Origin of the sequence: Algoriphagus halophilus (assembly GCF_041729275.1) — a bacterium.
In the GTDB taxonomy this organism is placed as follows: Bacteria; Bacteroidota; Bacteroidia; order Cytophagales; family Cyclobacteriaceae; genus Algoriphagus; species Algoriphagus halophilus_A.
This window is the reverse complement of the sequence record NZ_CP146486.1, coordinates 2545507-2562150: the sequence shown is the minus strand read 5'-3', so window position 1 is coordinate 2562150 and position 16644 is coordinate 2545507. Positions and strand designations below refer to the sequence as shown.

Below are 16644 nucleotides of genomic sequence, written 5' to 3'. Positions count from 1 at the left end.
AAATACCCTGAATGAATCTCTTAATCTCAATGTCCTGATGTACGAATACCTCTACAATGGAGGTGGAGTTGCTGTAGGAGATTTGAATGGAGATGGGTTCGAAGACATTTACTTCTCTGCCAATGTTTCGGGAAATCAACTCTACCTAAATAAAGGAGGGTTTAAATTTCAGGAAATCTCAAAAATTTCTGGAACGGAAGGAAGACCCGGACCATGGAAAACAGGAGTCACTTTTGTGGACATCAATGGAGATAAACTGTTGGATATTTATCTCTGTTATTCGGGCAATTTGAGGCCTGAAAAACGAAAAAATCAATTATTTGTCAATCAGGGAAATGACGAAAATGGGTTTCCTATTTTTAAGGAAATGGCTGAAGAATATGGAATTGCATCTGGTTCTCCTAGTACTTCTGCAAGCTTTTTTGATTTTGACCTAGACGGCGACTTAGACCTATTCTTATTAAATCATAATACGAAATCAACCCAGGTGCTCGACGTTTCAGTGACAAAGTCTGCCTTAAAGCAAAAGCATGAAGCAGGACCTCAGCTTTTTGAAAATCAAAATGGGAAGTTTATAGAAATAACAGAGAAAGCTGGTATTTCAAGTTCCAGTTTATCTTATGGCCTTGGACTTGCCATATCAGACATTAATAGAGATGGCTGGCCAGACATTTACATTGGGAATGATTATACCATTCCGGATTACTTATATATCAATCAAAAGGACGGGACATTTAAAGATCAAATTCTGGAAATGATGGATCATGTTTCCAACTTTTCCATGGGGAATGATATCGCTGATATTAATAACGATGGCCTGGTAGATGTCATGACTTTGGATATGATGCCAGAAGAAAATACACGTCAAAAATTATTGTTGGCTCCTGATAATTATGAAGTTTTTGACTTAAATGTGAGAAAAGGCTTTCACCATCAATACATGCGTAATATGCTACATGTGAATAATGGTGATGGCACTTTTTACGAAATTGGTCAAGTGGCTGGAATCTCCAATACTGATTGGAGTTGGGCCAGTTTGTTTGCTGATTTCGATAATGATGGTTGGAAAGACCTTTTTGTAAGTAACGGGTACTTGAGAGATTACAATAATATGGATTTCTTAAAGTACATGGACAATTACGTTCAGACTTCCGGCGGAAAGTTGAAAAGAGAGGATTTGTTGAACATGGTAAAGAATATGCCTTCCTCCAATTTGACAAATTACATTTATAGAAATAACAGAAATCTAACATTTGAAAATGTCACCCAAGAATGGGGGCTAAATCAACCTGCTAATAGTAATGGAGTAGCCTATGCTGACCTGGATAATGATGGTGATTTAGATTTAATCGTAAATAATATCAACTCGAAAGCTTTTGTTTACCAAAACCTCTCAGTAGAAAAAGACCAGACAAATTACCTTCAAGTGAAGCTAGTTGGGGATGATCAAAACTCTCTTGCATTGGGTGCTTCGGTTAAACTCTATAGTCAAGGAAAAACACAGTTTCTGGAACAAAACATTCATCGAGGCTTTCAATCCTCTGTAAGCCCTATCTTGCATTTTGGTTTAGGGAATGTTTCTAAAGTAGATTCTCTGGAAGTTACCTGGCCAGATGGAAGGGAGTCAACTGAAATCAATGTACAGGCAAATCAGCAATTAGTCCTCAACCAATCTGACAGTGGAAAGTCTTCCAATTCAAGCACTTCTACTCCTGCTAATATTTTTAAAGCTTCGAATACCTTTGAAATTCCCCAGGGAAAACAAATCAATGATTTTAAGAGGCAGCCTCTTTTAACCAATCAGATTTCAGGTAATGGAAAAGCTTTTGTAGCACAGGATTTCAATGGAGATGGACTAGAGGACCTATTTGTTGGTGGTGGAGTTGGAATTAGTGCAAGGCTCTATTTCCAAAGTCAATCAGGAAGCTTTAACAAAGTCGATTCCTCGGCATTCGTAAATACAAGAGATTCCGAAGATTCAGATGCGATTGCATTTGATGCGAACGGAGATGGATTTATGGATTTGTATGTAAGTAGCGGAGGCGTATTCGATTTTACAGAATCCGATTCTCGATTAACTGACCGTTTATACCTCAATGATGGGGAAGGTAAGTTCACCCTATCATTCAATGCTTTGCCTGCTGATAACTTTGCAACAGGCACGGTAGTCGCATTTGACTTCAATCAAGATCAAGCCTTGGATTTGTTTGTTGGCGGGAGGGTAGTTCCAGGTCAATATCCTTTATCTCCTGGATCCAAGCTTTTAATCAATGATGGAAGTGGCAAGTTTTCGGATCAAACTTCTAGTATGGCTCCTGAATTCATGGAATTGGGGATGGTGACTGATGCTGAAGTGTTGGACTTGGATCAAGATGGATCCATTGAATTAGTGGTTGTGGGAGAGGCAATGCCTATCAAAGTTTTTGGAATTCAGTCAGCTACAATCTCTGACAAAACTTCAGATTTCTTTGATCAACAAGAAGTTGGTTTTTGGAATAACTTAACCATAGATGATTTTAATGGAGATGGCCAGATGGATATTTTTGCGGGGAACCTTGGTTTGAATTCCCAACTGAAAGTTTCTGACCAAGAACCGGCGGAGCTACTTTACAAGGATTTTGATGGAAATGGTTCCATCGATGCCATATTGAGTTCCTATATTGGATCAGAACGATATCCTACCATTAGTCGAGATGAATTATTGGGACAGGTTAATTTTTTGAAAAAGAGATACCTGGACTTTAAATCATTTGCCACTGTAAAGACAGATGATATTTTTACAGCCCAAGAAAGGGAGGGGGCGAAAAAATCTACATTAATCGATTGAAATCGACCCTATTTGTCAGAAGCAATTCTGGTAAATTTGTAGAAAATCAATTACCTATTCAGGTTCAGTTTTCTCCTGTATTCACGAGCACTTTTGCGGATATCAATGGGGATGGTAACAAAGATCTGATCATTGCTGGCAATATGAATCATACCAAGTTGCGTTATGGAAAATATGACGCAAACCATGCGATGGTGTTTTTAGGAAATGGAAAAGGGGATTTTACCTATCTGGACAAAATAGTTTCTGGAATTTCTGAAAAAGGAGATATCAGAAATAGTCAGATTGTCGATCATAAATTGCTTTTTTAGTAAAAGATAAGGGGATCGTATCCTATTCTTTCCTTTCGTCAAAAGATTGAATGTATTTACATAATTACTGATTAATTTACTTCTTAATTTCTTTCGATTACTATTTAAAATGAAAAGAGTACTTTCTCCGATCTTGTTGATCGGTATTTTGGCATTTTACATCATTGAAAAGCCACTATTTGAACCCTACAGTCAAAAAATCCCTGGAACTCCTGTTGTATTTGACATGACACCTATAGAGGGAGGGACTTTCAAAATGGGGTCTTCCACAAGCTCCAATGCAGATGAAAAACCTGTACACGAAGTAACATTAGACCCTTTTTGGATGGGAACCCATGAAGTCACTTGGGATGCATTTGAATTGTTTTTAGATAAGAATTATGAGTTAGCTATATCAGAAGAACCGATTGGCGAAATTGTAGATGGTTTAACGAGGCCTAGTATCCCGTATTTAGATATGACCTTTGGAATGGGGAAAGAAAATAAGCCTGCTATTGGAATGACACAATATGGAGCCATCCAATATTGTCATTGGCTTTATTTGAAGACGGGTATATTTTATAGACTACCTACTGAAGCAGAGTGGGAATATGCTGCTCGTGCAGGATCTGACAGTAAATATTTCTTTGGTGAGGATGCATCCAAATTGGAAGAATATGCTTGGACTAAAGAGAATAGTGATGGAATGACCCAATTGGTAGGCCAAAAGAAACCTAACCCATGGGGACTATATGATATTTATGGGAATGTTTTGGAATGGACTGCTGATCAATATGATCCTGAGTTCTACAAAAACTCACCTTCAAAAAATCCAGTGAATCCTTCGGAGGAACTATATCCTCGAATTGTAAGAGGGGAAGTTTTAAAACTCCAGCTGAAGAAGTCAGCTCTGCTAAAAGATTTGTGAATGATCCAAAATGGAAACAATTAGATCCTCAAATCCCAAAAAGTCAATGGTGGTTTCCGGAAGCGCCATTTATTGGGTTAAGATTGGTTAGACCACTTAATCCGCCAAGTCCTGAAGAAATTAATGCATACTATACCGCAGCTCCTATTGCGGACTATTAAACCCTGAAATGACAATACTATGAAAAACACAAGAAGAGACTTTATCAAAACTTCAGCAATAGCCACAGGCGGAGTACTTGCTGCAAATTCTTTCATTGTTCCGGGTGCTTATGCTGCCCCTGAGACTCATCTTAAACTTGCGTTGATCGGTTGTGGAGGAAGAGGAACCGGAGCCGTTTTCCAGGCAATGGAAACTGGGCATCCTATCAAATTGGTAGCAATGGCCGATGCGTTCCGAGATAGATTAGATGGAAGTTTAAAGCCAATTTTAGACAAGTATGGTGCTGAAAAAGTAGATGTACCTGAAGATAGAAAGTTTGTTGGTTTTGATGCTTACAAACATGCAATCGCGGAAGCGGATGTGGTAATTCTTGCAACACCTCCGGGGTTTAGACCAGACCATTTTACGGAAGCTGTGAAGCAAGGAAAGCATATTTTCATGGAGAAGCCTGTTGCTACGGATGCAGTAGGGATTCGTAAAGTATTGAAGGCAGCGGAAGAAGCAAAAGCCAAAAAATTGAATGTGGTAGTAGGTCTTCAAAGACACTATCAGGATAATTATAGAAAAACCATCGCAAAGATCCATGCTGGCGAGATCGGTGATATCATCGGAGGACAGGTGTATTGGAACGATGGGGGTGTATGGGTTAGACCTCGTAAACCAGAGCAGACTGAAATGGAATACCAAATGAGAAACTGGTATTATTTCAACTGGTTATGTGGCGACCATATAACCGAGCAGCATGTTCACAACATTGATGTGGCAAACTGGGTGAAGAAGGGGTATCCTGTCAAAGCGGAAGGTACTGGCGGTAGAATGGTAAGAACCGGAAAAGAATTTGGTGAAATTTTTGACCATCATACGGTACAATTTACTTATGAAGACGGAACGGTAATTCACAGTGAGTGTCGTCATTTCCCAGGTGCAGCTAACCGGGTGGACGAAACTTCCAAGGAACAAAAGGAACCGCCTATCTAAGTGCGGGAAACCATGGTATATTGACTGATTATACGGGTAAAAAATTGTACGAGCATGATCGAGAGAACAATATCAATCCATATCAACAAGAACATAATGAGCTTTGGGCTGCCATTGTCAATGGGGAATACAAATTTGCCGATGCTGAAAATGGAGCAAGAAGTACGATGACTTCTATTTTGGGTAGATATGCTACCTATTCTGGCAAAGTGATCACTATGGAAGAGGCGATCAATTCAGATATTAACCTATTCCCAGATACCTTGGCATGGGATGCAACTCCTAAGTTGTTTCCTAATGCAGATGGATTCTATCCACATGCTATTCCTGGTAAAACTAAAACGGTCTAAACATGCTAAGAAGAAAGTTTTAAAAAACCTAGGACTAAGTAGTTCCGCATTGACGTTGGCTTCTGGAGCTGTATTGCCTTCTTTTGCAAGTAATTCTGCCAAAGCAGAGCCAACATTTAAAATGGATTTTGCACCGCATTTTGGAATGTTCCGAAATTCTGCTCCAGGTGGATTTGTTGATCAACTCAAGTTTATGGCAGATCAAGGTTTCAGATCACTGGAAGACAATGGGATGCTAGGAAGATCTATTGAGGATCAGACATTGATCGCAAGAACGATGGAATCATTGGATATGCGGATGGGCGTGTTTGTGGTTGATGGAGGAGATAATTGGAAAGTTTCATTGACTTCAGGAAAACAAGAGTTCATGGATCATTTCCTTGATACTTGTAGAAAATCAGTGGAAGTCGCCAAGCGGGTAAACGCGAAATGGATGACTGTTGTACCTGGATATTTCGAAAGAAACTTACCCATAGGAGTGCAAACTGGAAATGTGATCGAGGCGTATAAGCGTGCTGCAGAAATATTTGAACCGCATGGTTTGGTCATGGTCATGGAGCCCTTGAGTGATAATCCAGACTTGTTTTTAAGGCATGCTGACCAATCTTATATGATTTGTAAGGCTGTGGATAGTCCAGCTTGTAAGATTCTTTATGACATCTATCATATGCAGAGAAATGAGGGGAATCTTATTGCTACCATGCAGAAAACATGGGATGAAATTGCCTATATACAAATTGGAGATAATCCCGGAAGAAAGGAGCCAGGAACCGGTGAAATAAATTATAGCAATGTCTTTAAGTTTATCCACGAGAAAGGATTTACGGGTATCTGCGGCATGGAACACGGAAATGCAAATCCAGGAGTTGAGGGAGAAAAAGCATTAATTGAAGCGTACAGAAAAGTAGATATATCTTAATTTCGCCTATGCGAAAAATCTTATCCATATTGTCTTTGGGAATTTTATTTTCCTGCCAGACAAGTGAAATAAAAGTCCCTGAAAACCTTTTGGTTGGGAAATATTTGAAGTACCTGTGAAAGCCTCCTTAAGGGGGCTTTCACCTGTTACGAATGAAATAGCCTGGGCATCTGGAAGCGGTGGTACTTGGTTGCGAACCCTTGATGGAGGAGCTACTTGGGATCACGGCGTAATTTCCGGACTCGATACTGTAGATTTTCGATCTATTCATGCCTTTGATGCTGAGCAGGCTGTAGTAGTTTCTGCAGGCCAACCTGCTGTGATTTATAAGACTATTGATGGAGGAAAAACTTGGGAATTGAAACACCAAGAAGTAGAAACCGCATTTTTGGATGGGATTTCTTTTTCAGGTCCAGACAAGGGATATGTTTTTGGAGATCCTATAGATGGCAAATGGATGATCTTACAATCTGCCAACCAAGGGGAATCATGGTATTCACTTCTTAATTTACCGTCTGCAAAAGAAGGGGAGGCAGGTTTTGCGGCAAGTGCTTCTTCTTTGATTTCGGATGGAGAAAACCTTTGGCTAGGTAGTGGCGGTACTGAAGCAAACCTACACTTTTCTCCGGATCAAGGAATTTCTTGGAAGCAGTGGAATTCTCCTTTAATGCAAGGTGAAGCAAGCAAAGGGATTTTCTCCTTACCAATCTTGGAAATGGTGGAGTTTTTTTAGTAGGTGGAGATTACCTCAACATGGAAGATACTAGTTCAGTAGCCGCTACTTTCAACCTGAGTGAAGAAGAATGGGAGCTTCCCAAAGCTGCTCCAAAAGGGTATAGATCAGGTGTGGTGTATTTTCCAAAATACCATTGGTTAATAGCTGTCGGACCAACAGGTTCTGATTTCTCAAAAGATGGTGGTGCCAGCTGGGAAAACTTTTCATCTGAAGGCTTTCATGCTGTGAAGCTTGGGCATACGGAAGGAACCATATGGGCTTCGGGATCCAATGGTCGTATTGCTCGTTTAAAAATCCAATAGTCTTAGTATTTATGCCAGTTTCGGCAAAATACGTTTGAATTTTCACTAGATTTCAAAGTTCAAAGGATAGGATTGGTACTTCTGTATTATCTTTATGGAAAAGTTTCCGACTAGAATTCGAACTATACTCTTTTAATTTTAACTCATGTTTGAAATAATTCCATCGATTTGGCTAATTAATGGCAAATGCGTCCGCTTAAAAAGGGGCGATTTTTCTACTGAAGAGGCTATTTCCAATAATCCTCTCGAAATCGCACAGGACTTTGAGTCTATTGGGATTGAGCGCCTTCATTTGGTGGATTTAGATGGAGCTAGAAGAGGAGAGCCTAAAAATTACCATATTTTGGAAGCCATAGCTGGTTATACAAACCTAAAGGTTGATTTTACAGGCGGGATTTCTACTGATGGAGATGTGATTAAATGCTTTGAGTTCGGAGCAAAGACTGTTACTATTGCATCTGCGGCAGCCAATTACCCAGAAAGGTTCAGTCAATTCATCCTATCCTATGGTCGGGAAAAATCAATCTAGCAGCAGACACCAATCCAGAAGATTTAAAAATTAAAATTAAAGGCTGGTTAAAGAAGACTGAGATTGACCTTTATGATCATATTGAGTTCTTTCACGATAGAGGTCTAAAATACTTGAAGTGCTCTGATGTAACGAGAGATGGCGTGATGCAGGGTCCAAATTTTGAGCTGTATACGCAGTTGGTTAAAAAATTCCCGAATCTTAATATTGCTGCGAGTGGAGGGGTGAGGAATATTGACGACTTTAAACGATTAAGAGATATAGGACTTGGCGCTGCGGTATTTGGACGAGCTTATTATGAAGGGATGCTGAAGCTTAGTGACCTTGAGAAATTTATATCTGAAAAGTAAATTGCTTAAACATAAAAAAAGAGGCTTTAAAGCCTCTTCAGTTTAACTTTTAAAATTAGATTAATCGGCTTTGAATTTATCCACGATATAAAGAAATATATTAAAGGATAAAGTGGATGGAACAGATTCCCTTTTTTGATTTCTTTGTCTACTCCCCCAGCAGGTAAATCTCTTTTCACAGCTACTTTGTTGGAAGAATTTGTTATAACCTTAGGAGCCAATATTTTAGTAGAAATATTTTCAGAATTTTGAATCTGATCCTCTAAAATTGGTCTATCCGAAGATTTTGCATTTTCCAAATCCACCTTTTCCTGCTCGCTTTGGGCAAAAGATTCACCTGCGATTAGGCATAATCCAATCATGGTTAATGCTAAAAAGCCGATTTTCTTAAAAGGAAATAAAGGTTTTGTGGACATTTTTAAAATAGTGTTCTTACTAGGTTAACTACAGAATTTGCAAAAGGTTCCTAAAATTATAAAAAAATTTGTCTATGCAAACGATTGACTATAAAGAATTCGACAAAATTCAACTAATTATTGGGACAATAATACGTGCAGAAATTTTTGAGAAAGCCCGGAAACCCGCCTATAAAATTTGGATTGACCTGGGAGATGAAATTGGTATAAAAAATCTTCTGCCCAGATCACGGATCATTACCAGCCTGACCAATTAATAGGAAAGCAAGTGATCTGCGTATGTAATTTTATGCCTAGACAAATAGCAGATTTTATGTCAGAAGTATTGGTTACTGGTTTTACTGCCGAGGATGGTGGAATTATGTTGGCTACCGTGGATCAACCTGTTCCAAATGGCTCCAAATTACATTAAGGTATAGAAATTTCTAGGCCCTGATCTGTCAACTGAGTAGGAAAAGTTTCTAGATCAGGACATGCCCCGGCTTTTACCTCTCCGGACCGTATATCAAATCGGTATTGGTGCAAGGGACAAATGATTTCATTCGTGTTATTTAAGGAACCTTGATACAATGGTGCGCCCCTGTGGGGGCAATACCCTTGAAATGCATAAAACTCAGCATCGACTCTCACTAAGGTTATATTTTTGTCTCCTAAAATGATCTTTTTAACAGATCTTTCGGGAATCATTTTCATAACGGATTCTTTTGAGGTTCCTAGGGTGTATTTTTTCATAACTTTTGATAAGTATTCTATCAAATTACTCGGTAATTAAAATAGAAATGATTGGTTTTGTCCAAATTCTTAGTGAATTTTCAGAATGAAGAAATTTTTAAACCCTAAAAGCCATGAAAAAATTTGTTTTCCTTCCCTTGCTATTGCTCTTCGGATGGGTAAGTGCGCAAGATTTAAACGGTGCTTGGAAGCTTACTCACCAAAATGGAACTGAGGTTACAGATGAGGAATATGTAAAAATCTACCAGGACAATTACTTTGCCTTTGGGGCGAAAAAGGTGGCCGATAATCATTTTATAAGTGCAGGAGGAGGGCCATATAGGTTCGAAGATGGGATGTATTACGAAACACTTGACTTTTTCACTTTGGATCCATTTCAAGTAGGAACTACCAATAAATATAAGTTGGACTTGACCAATGGTAAAATGGTGATCTCTTCAGAAATAAATGGAAGAATGCTGGTAGAAATCTGGGAGAAATTGCCTGAAAGAGTGGATGATTTGACTGGTAATTGGGTGATCACCGGAAGGAAAAGAGATGGTGAGATTTCAAGATCTACTCCAGGTGCGAGAAGAACTATCAAGATTCTAGGAGGAGGAAGATTCCAGTGGGTTGCATTTAATTCAGAAACAAAGGAATTTTCAGGATCAGGTGGTGGAACCTATACCGCAGAAAATGGAAAATATGTAGAAAGTATCACTTTCTTTTCAAGGGATGATAGCAGAGTAGGAGCAAATTTAGGATTCGATTATGAAGTAATAGATGGCGAGTGGCACCATTCTGGAAAGAGTTCTACCGGAAATCCTATCTATGAAATTTGGACCCCTTATGCCATAGGGTATAAGCCTCCTGTTTTAATGACGGAGCGGCAATAAAAAAAGGAGCTTTTTAAAGCTCCTTTTTTAATTACACCTCTACGGTGTATAATTCTTTTAATTTAGAGATGGTGTAGTCAACCTCCTCTATGGTATTAAACCTACTAAAGGAGAATCTAACTGCATCGCGTTCAGGCTTATGATTTAAAGCTCTCAATACATGGGAGCCAACAGTAGCTCCGGAGCTACATGCAGAACCTCCAGATGCTGAAATCCCCTCTAAATCTAGGTTGAATAATAACATTCCTCTATTGGCTTCAGATGGGGGAAGGCTCACATTCAATACCGTATATAAAGATTTATCCATCTCAGCGGAAAGTCCATTAAATTGAACCTCTGGGATCGCTTCAGTTAAACTTTTGATAAAATGTTGTTTGATCGCCCCAACATGTTGTTGATGACTTTCCATTTCTTCATAGGCCAATTCAAGGGCTTTGGTGATCCCAATGATCCCAATGACATTTTCAGTTCCCCCTCTCATATTTCTTTCCTGAGCTCCACCATGAATAAAAGGATGGATTTTTTTGTCCTTATTTACATACAAGAAACCTGACCCTTTTGGACCATGAAATTTATGACCTCCAGCTACCAATGAATTGATCGGTAGTTCTTTTAGATTATGGGTATAATGTCCCATCGTCTGTACGGTGTCGGAATGGTAAAATGCTCCATATTCCTTACATAGGGTTCCGATTTTTTCAAGGTCATTAAGATTTCCAATCTCATTGTTGGCATGCATCAATGAAACCAATGAATTTGGATTGGCTTTAAGGAGTTCCTCAAGTTGAAATAGATCGATTTCACCTTTTTCATTTACATCTAGGATGCTTAGCTTGATCAAGCCTTTTTTCTCACATACTTCCAAGGTATGAAGCACCGCATGATGCTCTAAAGGAGAAGTGATTGCGTGTTTGATGCCATGACTTTCTATTCCGCAAACAATCGCAGTATTGTCAGCTTCTGTGCCTCCTGAAGTAAAGAAGATTTCTGATGGTGTGGCATTTAGTAATTCTGCTACTTTTTCCTTGCTCTTTCTATCGCTGTACGTACTTCTCTTCCTTGACTATGGACCGATGAAGGATTTCCATAATGGGATTTCATGAACGGAAGCATCGCTTCGATCACTCGATCATCCATCGCTGTGGTAGCAGCATTATCTAAATAAACTTTCATCTTCAATATACTTGGGTTATAGACTATCTAGGAATCTCTCAAAGAAGGGATTCACTTACAATTTCCTTGATATCCTGCATGATTTTTTTGCCAAGTGCTCTGCAGTGGCTTCGGACTCAGACTCAGAATAAATTCTGATGATCGGTTCGGTATTTGATTTTCGCAAATGTACCCATTCTTTATCAAATTCTATTTTTACTCCATCGATATCGTTGATCGGTTGCTTCTTATACTTTTCCTTTATCTCGACTAGAATTTTATCTACATCGATTTCTGGAGTAAGTTCGATCTTGTTTTTAGAGATAAAATAGTTAGGGTAAGTCGCCCTTAATCTGGAAATTGATTTTCCAAAATTTGCCAGATGGGTTAAGAATAGTCCCACACCAACCAATGCGTCTCTTCCATAATGAGAAGCGGGATAAATGATTCCACCATTTCCTTCTCCTCCAATTACAGCCTCTACGGCTTTCATTTGGTTGACTACATTAACCTCCCCTACGGCAGCAGCCGTATAAATTCCACCATGCTTTTCGGTTACATCTCGAAGTGCTCGAGTGGAACTTAAATTGGATACAGTATTGCCTTTGGTTTTGGAAAGAATGTAGTCTGCGACTGCTACTAATGTATATTCTTCTCCGAATGGAGAACCATCTTCATTGATAAATGCTAATCTATCTACATCGGGATCTACCACAATGCCAAGATCGAAACTTCCCTTTTCCAGTTTTTGTGAGATATCTCTAAGGTTTTCTGGAAGTGGTTCTGGGTTATGGGGGAAATGTCCATCAGGAGTACAAAACATTTCTTCGACTTCAGAAACTCCCAATGCCTTTAGCAATTTTGGGATAGCAATTCCTCCGGTAGAGTTCACTGCATCTACCACAATTTTGAATTTTCGGGCAGAAATTGCCTCTTGATCAACTAGCTCTAAATCCAATACATGCTGAATATGTCTGTCTATGTAATCTTCAATCAGCGTGTAGTCTCCTAGTTTCTTTACTTCAGCAAATGAGAAATCCTCTTTTTCTGCTTTTGCAAGAATATCTTTTCCTTCTGAATCTGAAATAAATTCTCCCTTAGAGTTTAATAATTTCAATGCATTCCATTGAATAGGATTATGACTGGCTGTCAGGATTATTCCTCCTCCAGCTTTTTCCAATGGAACCGCAAATTCCACAGTTGGGGTGGTACTTAAGCCTAGATCAATAACATGAATACCCATGCCTTGAAGTGTGGCTGATACCAATTTGGAAACCATTTCGCCAGAAATTCTTGCATCTCGACCAATCACAATCTTGGGGTTGCCGGTATTTTCCAATACCCAAGCACCGTATGCAGAAGTGAATTTAACAACATCGACAGGGGTTAGACCCTCGCCAGCTTTACCTCCAATAGTACCTCTGATTCCAGAGATAGATTTTATTAGCGACACGTATGGTAATTTTATGTGTGAAAAATGGAAATTTTCTAAGCTTAGGCTCAGATTGAATAATTATTTGAATTTGGCCAATACTTTGTCCACTTCATTGTCAGGATTTCCACAGCTGCTGTTCGCATCCACAGTTTTCCCACAATAGCTGCAGGTTTCGCCATCTTTATTCAAATAAGGATTTTGTGAAGCACAGGTGCCTTTGAACTCACCGTTCTTTAAGAAAATCAGCCTTACTGACATCAAAATGAAGAACAACGCCACAAAGCCTAGAGTTAGATATACAGTTGCCATAACGGATAAATTTGCGCAAATTTAAAGCTTTACTTCGAAAACGTCCACAATTCTAGCTTAGTTTCCTTCCGAATGACAAAATTGAGTACCAGAGCCCAACAATTGGCTGCTTTTGATAGATTATTGACCATCATGGATGAGCTTCGTGCCCAATGTCCTTGGGATAAAAAGCAAACTACGGAGAGTCTTCGGCATTTAACCATTGAGGAAACTTTTGAATTATCGGATGCTATTTTGGAGGGAAACCCAGATGAGATCAAAAAGAACTAGGAGACATTTTGTTACATATCGTTTTCTATGCCAAAATAGGGTCTGAGGAAGGAAATTTTGATATCAAGACCTTAATTGATGCTTTGTGTGAAAAATTGATCCGTAGACATCCTCATATTTATGGAGATACCAAAGCTGAGGATGAAGAAGCAGTGAAGCAGAATTGGGAGAAAATTAAACTGAAGGAAAAGGGGAATACCTCGGTGTTAGGAGGGGTTCCCAAATCTCTTCCTGCTTTAATCAAGTCCATGCGGATTCAAGAGAAGGCAAGAGGAGTAGGCTTTGATTGGGAAGAGAAGAGCCAGGTTTGGGAAAAGGTAGAGGAAGAAATGCAGGAGTTTAAAGAAGAATTCAATGCAGCCAACGGATTGGAAATTGATCAGGAAAAGGCTACTGGTGAATTCGGAGACTTGTTGTTTTCACTAATAAATTATGCGCGGTTTATAGACATCAATCCCGAAGAAGCGTTAGAAAGGACAAACCTGAAGTTTATCAAAAGATTTCAGTATCTGGAAAATGCAGCGAGAAATTCAGGCCGAAGTTTAGCTGATATGACCTTGGCCGAAATGGATGTGTTTTGGAATGAAGCAAAATTAAAGTCTTAAGGCTAAAGTGAAAAATCTTAAAGCCGAGCCTATCTTTGACCTTACTTTGTACCTTGTACTTTGGACTTAGTACCAATTCTTGATACATGATAATTGATACTTATAAAGAACATGGCAAATAAAATCATATTTACAAAAGAAGCTCCAGCACCAATAGGCCCTTATTCCCAAGCAGTACTTGCAGGTAATACACTTTATGTATCGGGACAGATTCCTTTAGATGCAGATACTGGGGAGTTGATCAATGAGAATATCACGGAAGAAACACATGCAGTCATGAAAAATCTGGAAGCGGTGTTGCGCGCAGCAGGATTTTCATTTGCTGATGTAGTTAAATGCACCATTTTTATTAAAAGTATGGATGAGTTCAGTACGATCAATGAAGCTTATGGTCAATATTTTAAAGTGAACCCACCTGCAAGAGAAACCGTGGAAGTAAGTAAGCTTCCAAAGAATGTGAATGTGGAGATTTCTTGTATCGCAGTGAAATAAAGCAACGTGAAACTTTTACCATACCATACTGAAACCTTAGTCAGTGCTTTGAGTAAGCAAGAGGTCTTGGGGCACTTAATCCGTGTGACGGCTGAGGTGAATTACCTGGATCAACGGACCAGAGGTAACAAAAAAATTCTTTTCAATGGGATGGTAGGTCAAAAAGGATTTAGGATATCAAAGGTTGTAGATAAAGGAGACACTTTCTTGCCTTTGGTATTGGGTCAGGTAGAGGAAACGCCAAGAGGAAGTATTATTTTTCTGAAATATAGATTGTTTCCAGGAGCTATTTTCTTCCTGGCATTTTGGTCTTTTATTCTGGCTGCCTTTACAGTGTACTTTTTTGCAATAATACATCAGTACAATTATGGGGCAATTTGTCTGGCCTTGGGTTTGGGAAATTATGGCTTAGCTATGTATTTTTTTCAAAGGCAGGTGAGGGCTTCACGTAAGATATTCCATCAATTGATCAACTTCCAATTGAAGGATTAAATGATTGCAAACTAGGGAAAAAAGAAGCCAGAGGTTAATTTAGCGGCGAAAATCAATTCAATATTCCGAAAATATGAGCATAAGAATCGAAAATGATACCATGGGGCCTGTAGAGGTGCCTGCTGATAAATATTGGGGCGCCCAAACTCAGCGATCTATCAACAATTTTAAAATTGGAGGTGAGAAAAATAGAATGCCCATTGAAATTATCAGGGCATTTGCCATTCTGAAAAAGGCAGCTGCATTTACCAATGCGGAGCTAGGGGTTTTGGATAAAGATAAAGCCATCATCATAGGGCAAGTTTGTGATGAGATTTTGGAAGGAAAACTAGACGATCAATTTCCATTAGTGGTTTGGCAAACTGGTTCTGGCACCCAATCCAATATGAATGCGAATGAGGTGATAGCTTATCGTGCCCATGTATTGCTGGGAGGGTCACTAGAAGATGCAAAGAAAAAAATACATCCGAATGACGATGTGAATAAGTCTCAATCTTCTAATGATACTTATCCTACGGCGATGCATATCGCTGCCTATAAAATGGTAGTTGAAACTACCTTACCTGGAATCCAAAAATTAAGAGATACCCTTCAAGATAAAGCTGAATCCTTTAAAAAAGTGGTGAAGATTGGCCGTACCCACTTCATGGACGCTACGCCTCTTACTCTTGGTCAAGAGTTTAGTGGTTATGTTGCCCAATTGGATCATGGTATCAAAGCCATTAAAAACACCTTGCCGCACCTTTCAGAATTAGCTCTTGGAGGAACTGCCGTAGGTACTGGATTGAATACTCCGCAAGGATACGCGGAATTGGTTGCACAGAAAATCGCGGATATTTCTGATTTGCCATTGATTACTGCTGCGAACAAATTTGAAGCCCTTGCAGCGCATGATGCGATGGTAGAAACGCATGGAGCATTGAAACAAGTAGCAGTTAGTTTGATGAAGATAGCCAATGATATCAGAATGCTATCCTCAGGGCCTAGATCAGGAATTGGAGAAATTTTGATTCCGGAAAATGAACCAGGTTCCTCCATTATGCCAGGAAAAGTCAACCCAACTCAAGTGGAAGCCATGACTATGGTAGCAGCGCAAGTAATGGGTAACGATGTGGCCATTTCAATTGGTGGAGCAACTGGACATTTTGAGTTGAACGTATTCAAACCTTTGATTGCTGCGAACTTCCTACAGTCTGCGAGACTAATCGGGGATGCATGTGTGTCCTTTAATGATAATTGTGCTGTAGGTATTAAGCCAAACAATGCAATGATCAAGAGGCATTTGGAGAATTCGTTGATGTTAGTGACTGCATTGAATCCTCATATCGGATATGAGAATGCTGCAGCAATTGCCAAGAAAGCACATAAAGAAGGCACTAGCCTAAGAGAAGCAGCCATAGCATTGGGACTTTTGACCAATGAGCAGTTTGATGAATGGGTGAAACCAGAAGATATGATAGGAAGTTTGAAATAAGGTTTCCAAATCAAAAAAGGC

12 protein-coding genes and 7 pseudogenes are annotated in these 16644 nt (G+C 39.3%); 14 read left to right on the top strand and 5 right to left on the bottom strand.

The genetic code is table 11. The features are described from left to right. Window positions 1-37 precede the first annotated feature (37 nt). The 8 genes and pseudogenes from V8V91_RS13730 to V8V91_RS13695 all read left to right on the top strand — a co-directional run bounded on the left by V8V91_RS13730 (window position 38) and on the right by V8V91_RS13695 (window position 8371). Entirely contained in the window at window positions 38-2827 is a 2790-nt protein-coding gene (locus V8V91_RS13730; RefSeq protein WP_373400586.1) for a VCBS repeat-containing protein, read from the top strand. Continuing rightward, window positions 2824-3138: a hypothetical protein gene (locus V8V91_RS13725; RefSeq protein ID WP_373400584.1), complete on the top strand. Its 315-nt coding sequence runs from the start codon at window positions 2824-2826 to the stop codon at window positions 3136-3138. The genes V8V91_RS13730 and V8V91_RS13725 overlap by 4 nt, the downstream gene beginning before the upstream one ends. 109 nt (window positions 3139-3247) lie before the next feature. Beyond that, window positions 3248-4206 (top strand): annotated as a pseudogene (locus V8V91_RS13720) (formylglycine-generating enzyme family protein). A gap of 19 nt (window positions 4207-4225) precedes the next feature. After that, window positions 4226-5535: pseudogene (locus V8V91_RS13715) on the top strand (Gfo/Idh/MocA family protein). Further along, entirely contained in the window at window positions 5504-6454 is a 951-nt protein-coding gene (locus V8V91_RS13710; RefSeq protein WP_373400583.1) for a hydroxypyruvate isomerase family protein, read from the top strand. The pseudogene V8V91_RS13715 and the gene V8V91_RS13710 overlap by 32 nt, the downstream one beginning before the upstream one ends. 115 nt (window positions 6455-6569) lie before the next feature. After that, window positions 6570-7187 carry a WD40/YVTN/BNR-like repeat-containing protein gene (locus tag V8V91_RS13705; RefSeq protein WP_373400582.1) on the top strand — a complete coding sequence of 206 codons (618 nt, stop codon included), beginning with the start codon at window positions 6570-6572 and terminating at the stop codon, window positions 7185-7187. A gap of 20 nt (window positions 7188-7207) precedes the next feature. Next, complete coding sequence (locus tag V8V91_RS13700) at window positions 7208-7492, top strand: hypothetical protein (protein WP_373400581.1); 285 nt, start codon at window positions 7208-7210, stop codon at window positions 7490-7492. A 145-nt stretch (window positions 7493-7637) separates the two neighbouring features. Beyond that, window positions 7638-8371, top strand: a pseudogene (locus tag V8V91_RS13695) (HisA/HisF-related TIM barrel protein). 26 nt (window positions 8372-8397) lie between these two features. Here the strand turns inward: V8V91_RS13695 and V8V91_RS13690 are convergent. Further along, window positions 8398-8670 (bottom strand): hypothetical protein, encoded by a 273-nt coding sequence (locus V8V91_RS13690; RefSeq protein ID WP_373400580.1) that lies wholly within the window; start codon window positions 8668-8670, stop codon window positions 8398-8400. 191 nt (window positions 8671-8861) lie between these two features. On the opposite strand from V8V91_RS13690, the pseudogene V8V91_RS13685 reads away from it, so the two are divergent. After that, window positions 8862-9199, top strand: a pseudogene (locus V8V91_RS13685) (tRNA-binding protein). Here V8V91_RS13685 and V8V91_RS13680 read toward each other — a convergent pair. After that, a complete protein-coding gene (locus tag V8V91_RS13680) occupies window positions 9196-9519 on the bottom strand; it encodes a Rieske (2Fe-2S) protein (RefSeq protein WP_373400579.1) in 324 nt (107 codons plus the stop codon). The pseudogene V8V91_RS13685 and the gene V8V91_RS13680 overlap by 4 nt on opposite strands. Window positions 9520-9632: 113 nt before the next feature. On the opposite strand from V8V91_RS13680, the gene V8V91_RS13675 reads away from it, so the two are divergent. Then, window positions 9633-10394, top strand: a complete 762-nt coding sequence (locus V8V91_RS13675) for a hypothetical protein (protein WP_373400577.1) — start codon at window positions 9633-9635, stop codon at window positions 10392-10394. A 31-nt stretch (window positions 10395-10425) separates the two neighbouring features. Here the strand turns inward: V8V91_RS13675 and V8V91_RS13670 are convergent. The 3 genes and pseudogenes from V8V91_RS13670 to V8V91_RS13660 form a co-directional block, all read right to left on the bottom strand. Further along, a pseudogene (locus V8V91_RS13670) lies at window positions 10426-11507 on the bottom strand (cysteine desulfurase family protein). 98 nt (window positions 11508-11605) lie between these two features. Further along, window positions 11606-12999: pseudogene (gene glmM / locus V8V91_RS13665) on the bottom strand (phosphoglucosamine mutase). A 60-nt stretch (window positions 13000-13059) separates the two neighbouring features. Next, window positions 13060-13290 (bottom strand): hypothetical protein, encoded by a 231-nt coding sequence (locus tag V8V91_RS13660; protein ID WP_074225592.1) that lies wholly within the window; start codon window positions 13288-13290, stop codon window positions 13060-13062. Window positions 13291-13362: 72 nt separating this feature from the next. Here V8V91_RS13660 and mazG point away from each other — a divergent pair. From mazG to fumC, 4 genes and pseudogenes are all read left to right on the top strand, one after another. Further along, window positions 13363-14165: pseudogene (mazG, locus tag V8V91_RS13655) on the top strand (nucleoside triphosphate pyrophosphohydrolase). Window positions 14166-14276: 111 nt separating this feature from the next. Beyond that, window positions 14277-14657, top strand: a complete 381-nt coding sequence (locus V8V91_RS13650) for a RidA family protein (protein ID WP_373400576.1) — start codon at window positions 14277-14279, stop codon at window positions 14655-14657. A gap of 6 nt (window positions 14658-14663) precedes the next feature. Further along, entirely contained in the window at window positions 14664-15149 is a 486-nt protein-coding gene (locus V8V91_RS13645) for a hypothetical protein (protein ID WP_373400574.1), read from the top strand. Between the two features lie 73 nt (window positions 15150-15222). Continuing rightward, window positions 15223-16623, top strand: a complete 1401-nt coding sequence (gene fumC / locus V8V91_RS13640; RefSeq protein ID WP_373400572.1) for a class II fumarate hydratase — start codon at window positions 15223-15225, stop codon at window positions 16621-16623. Window positions 16624-16644: the final 21 nt, after the last annotated feature.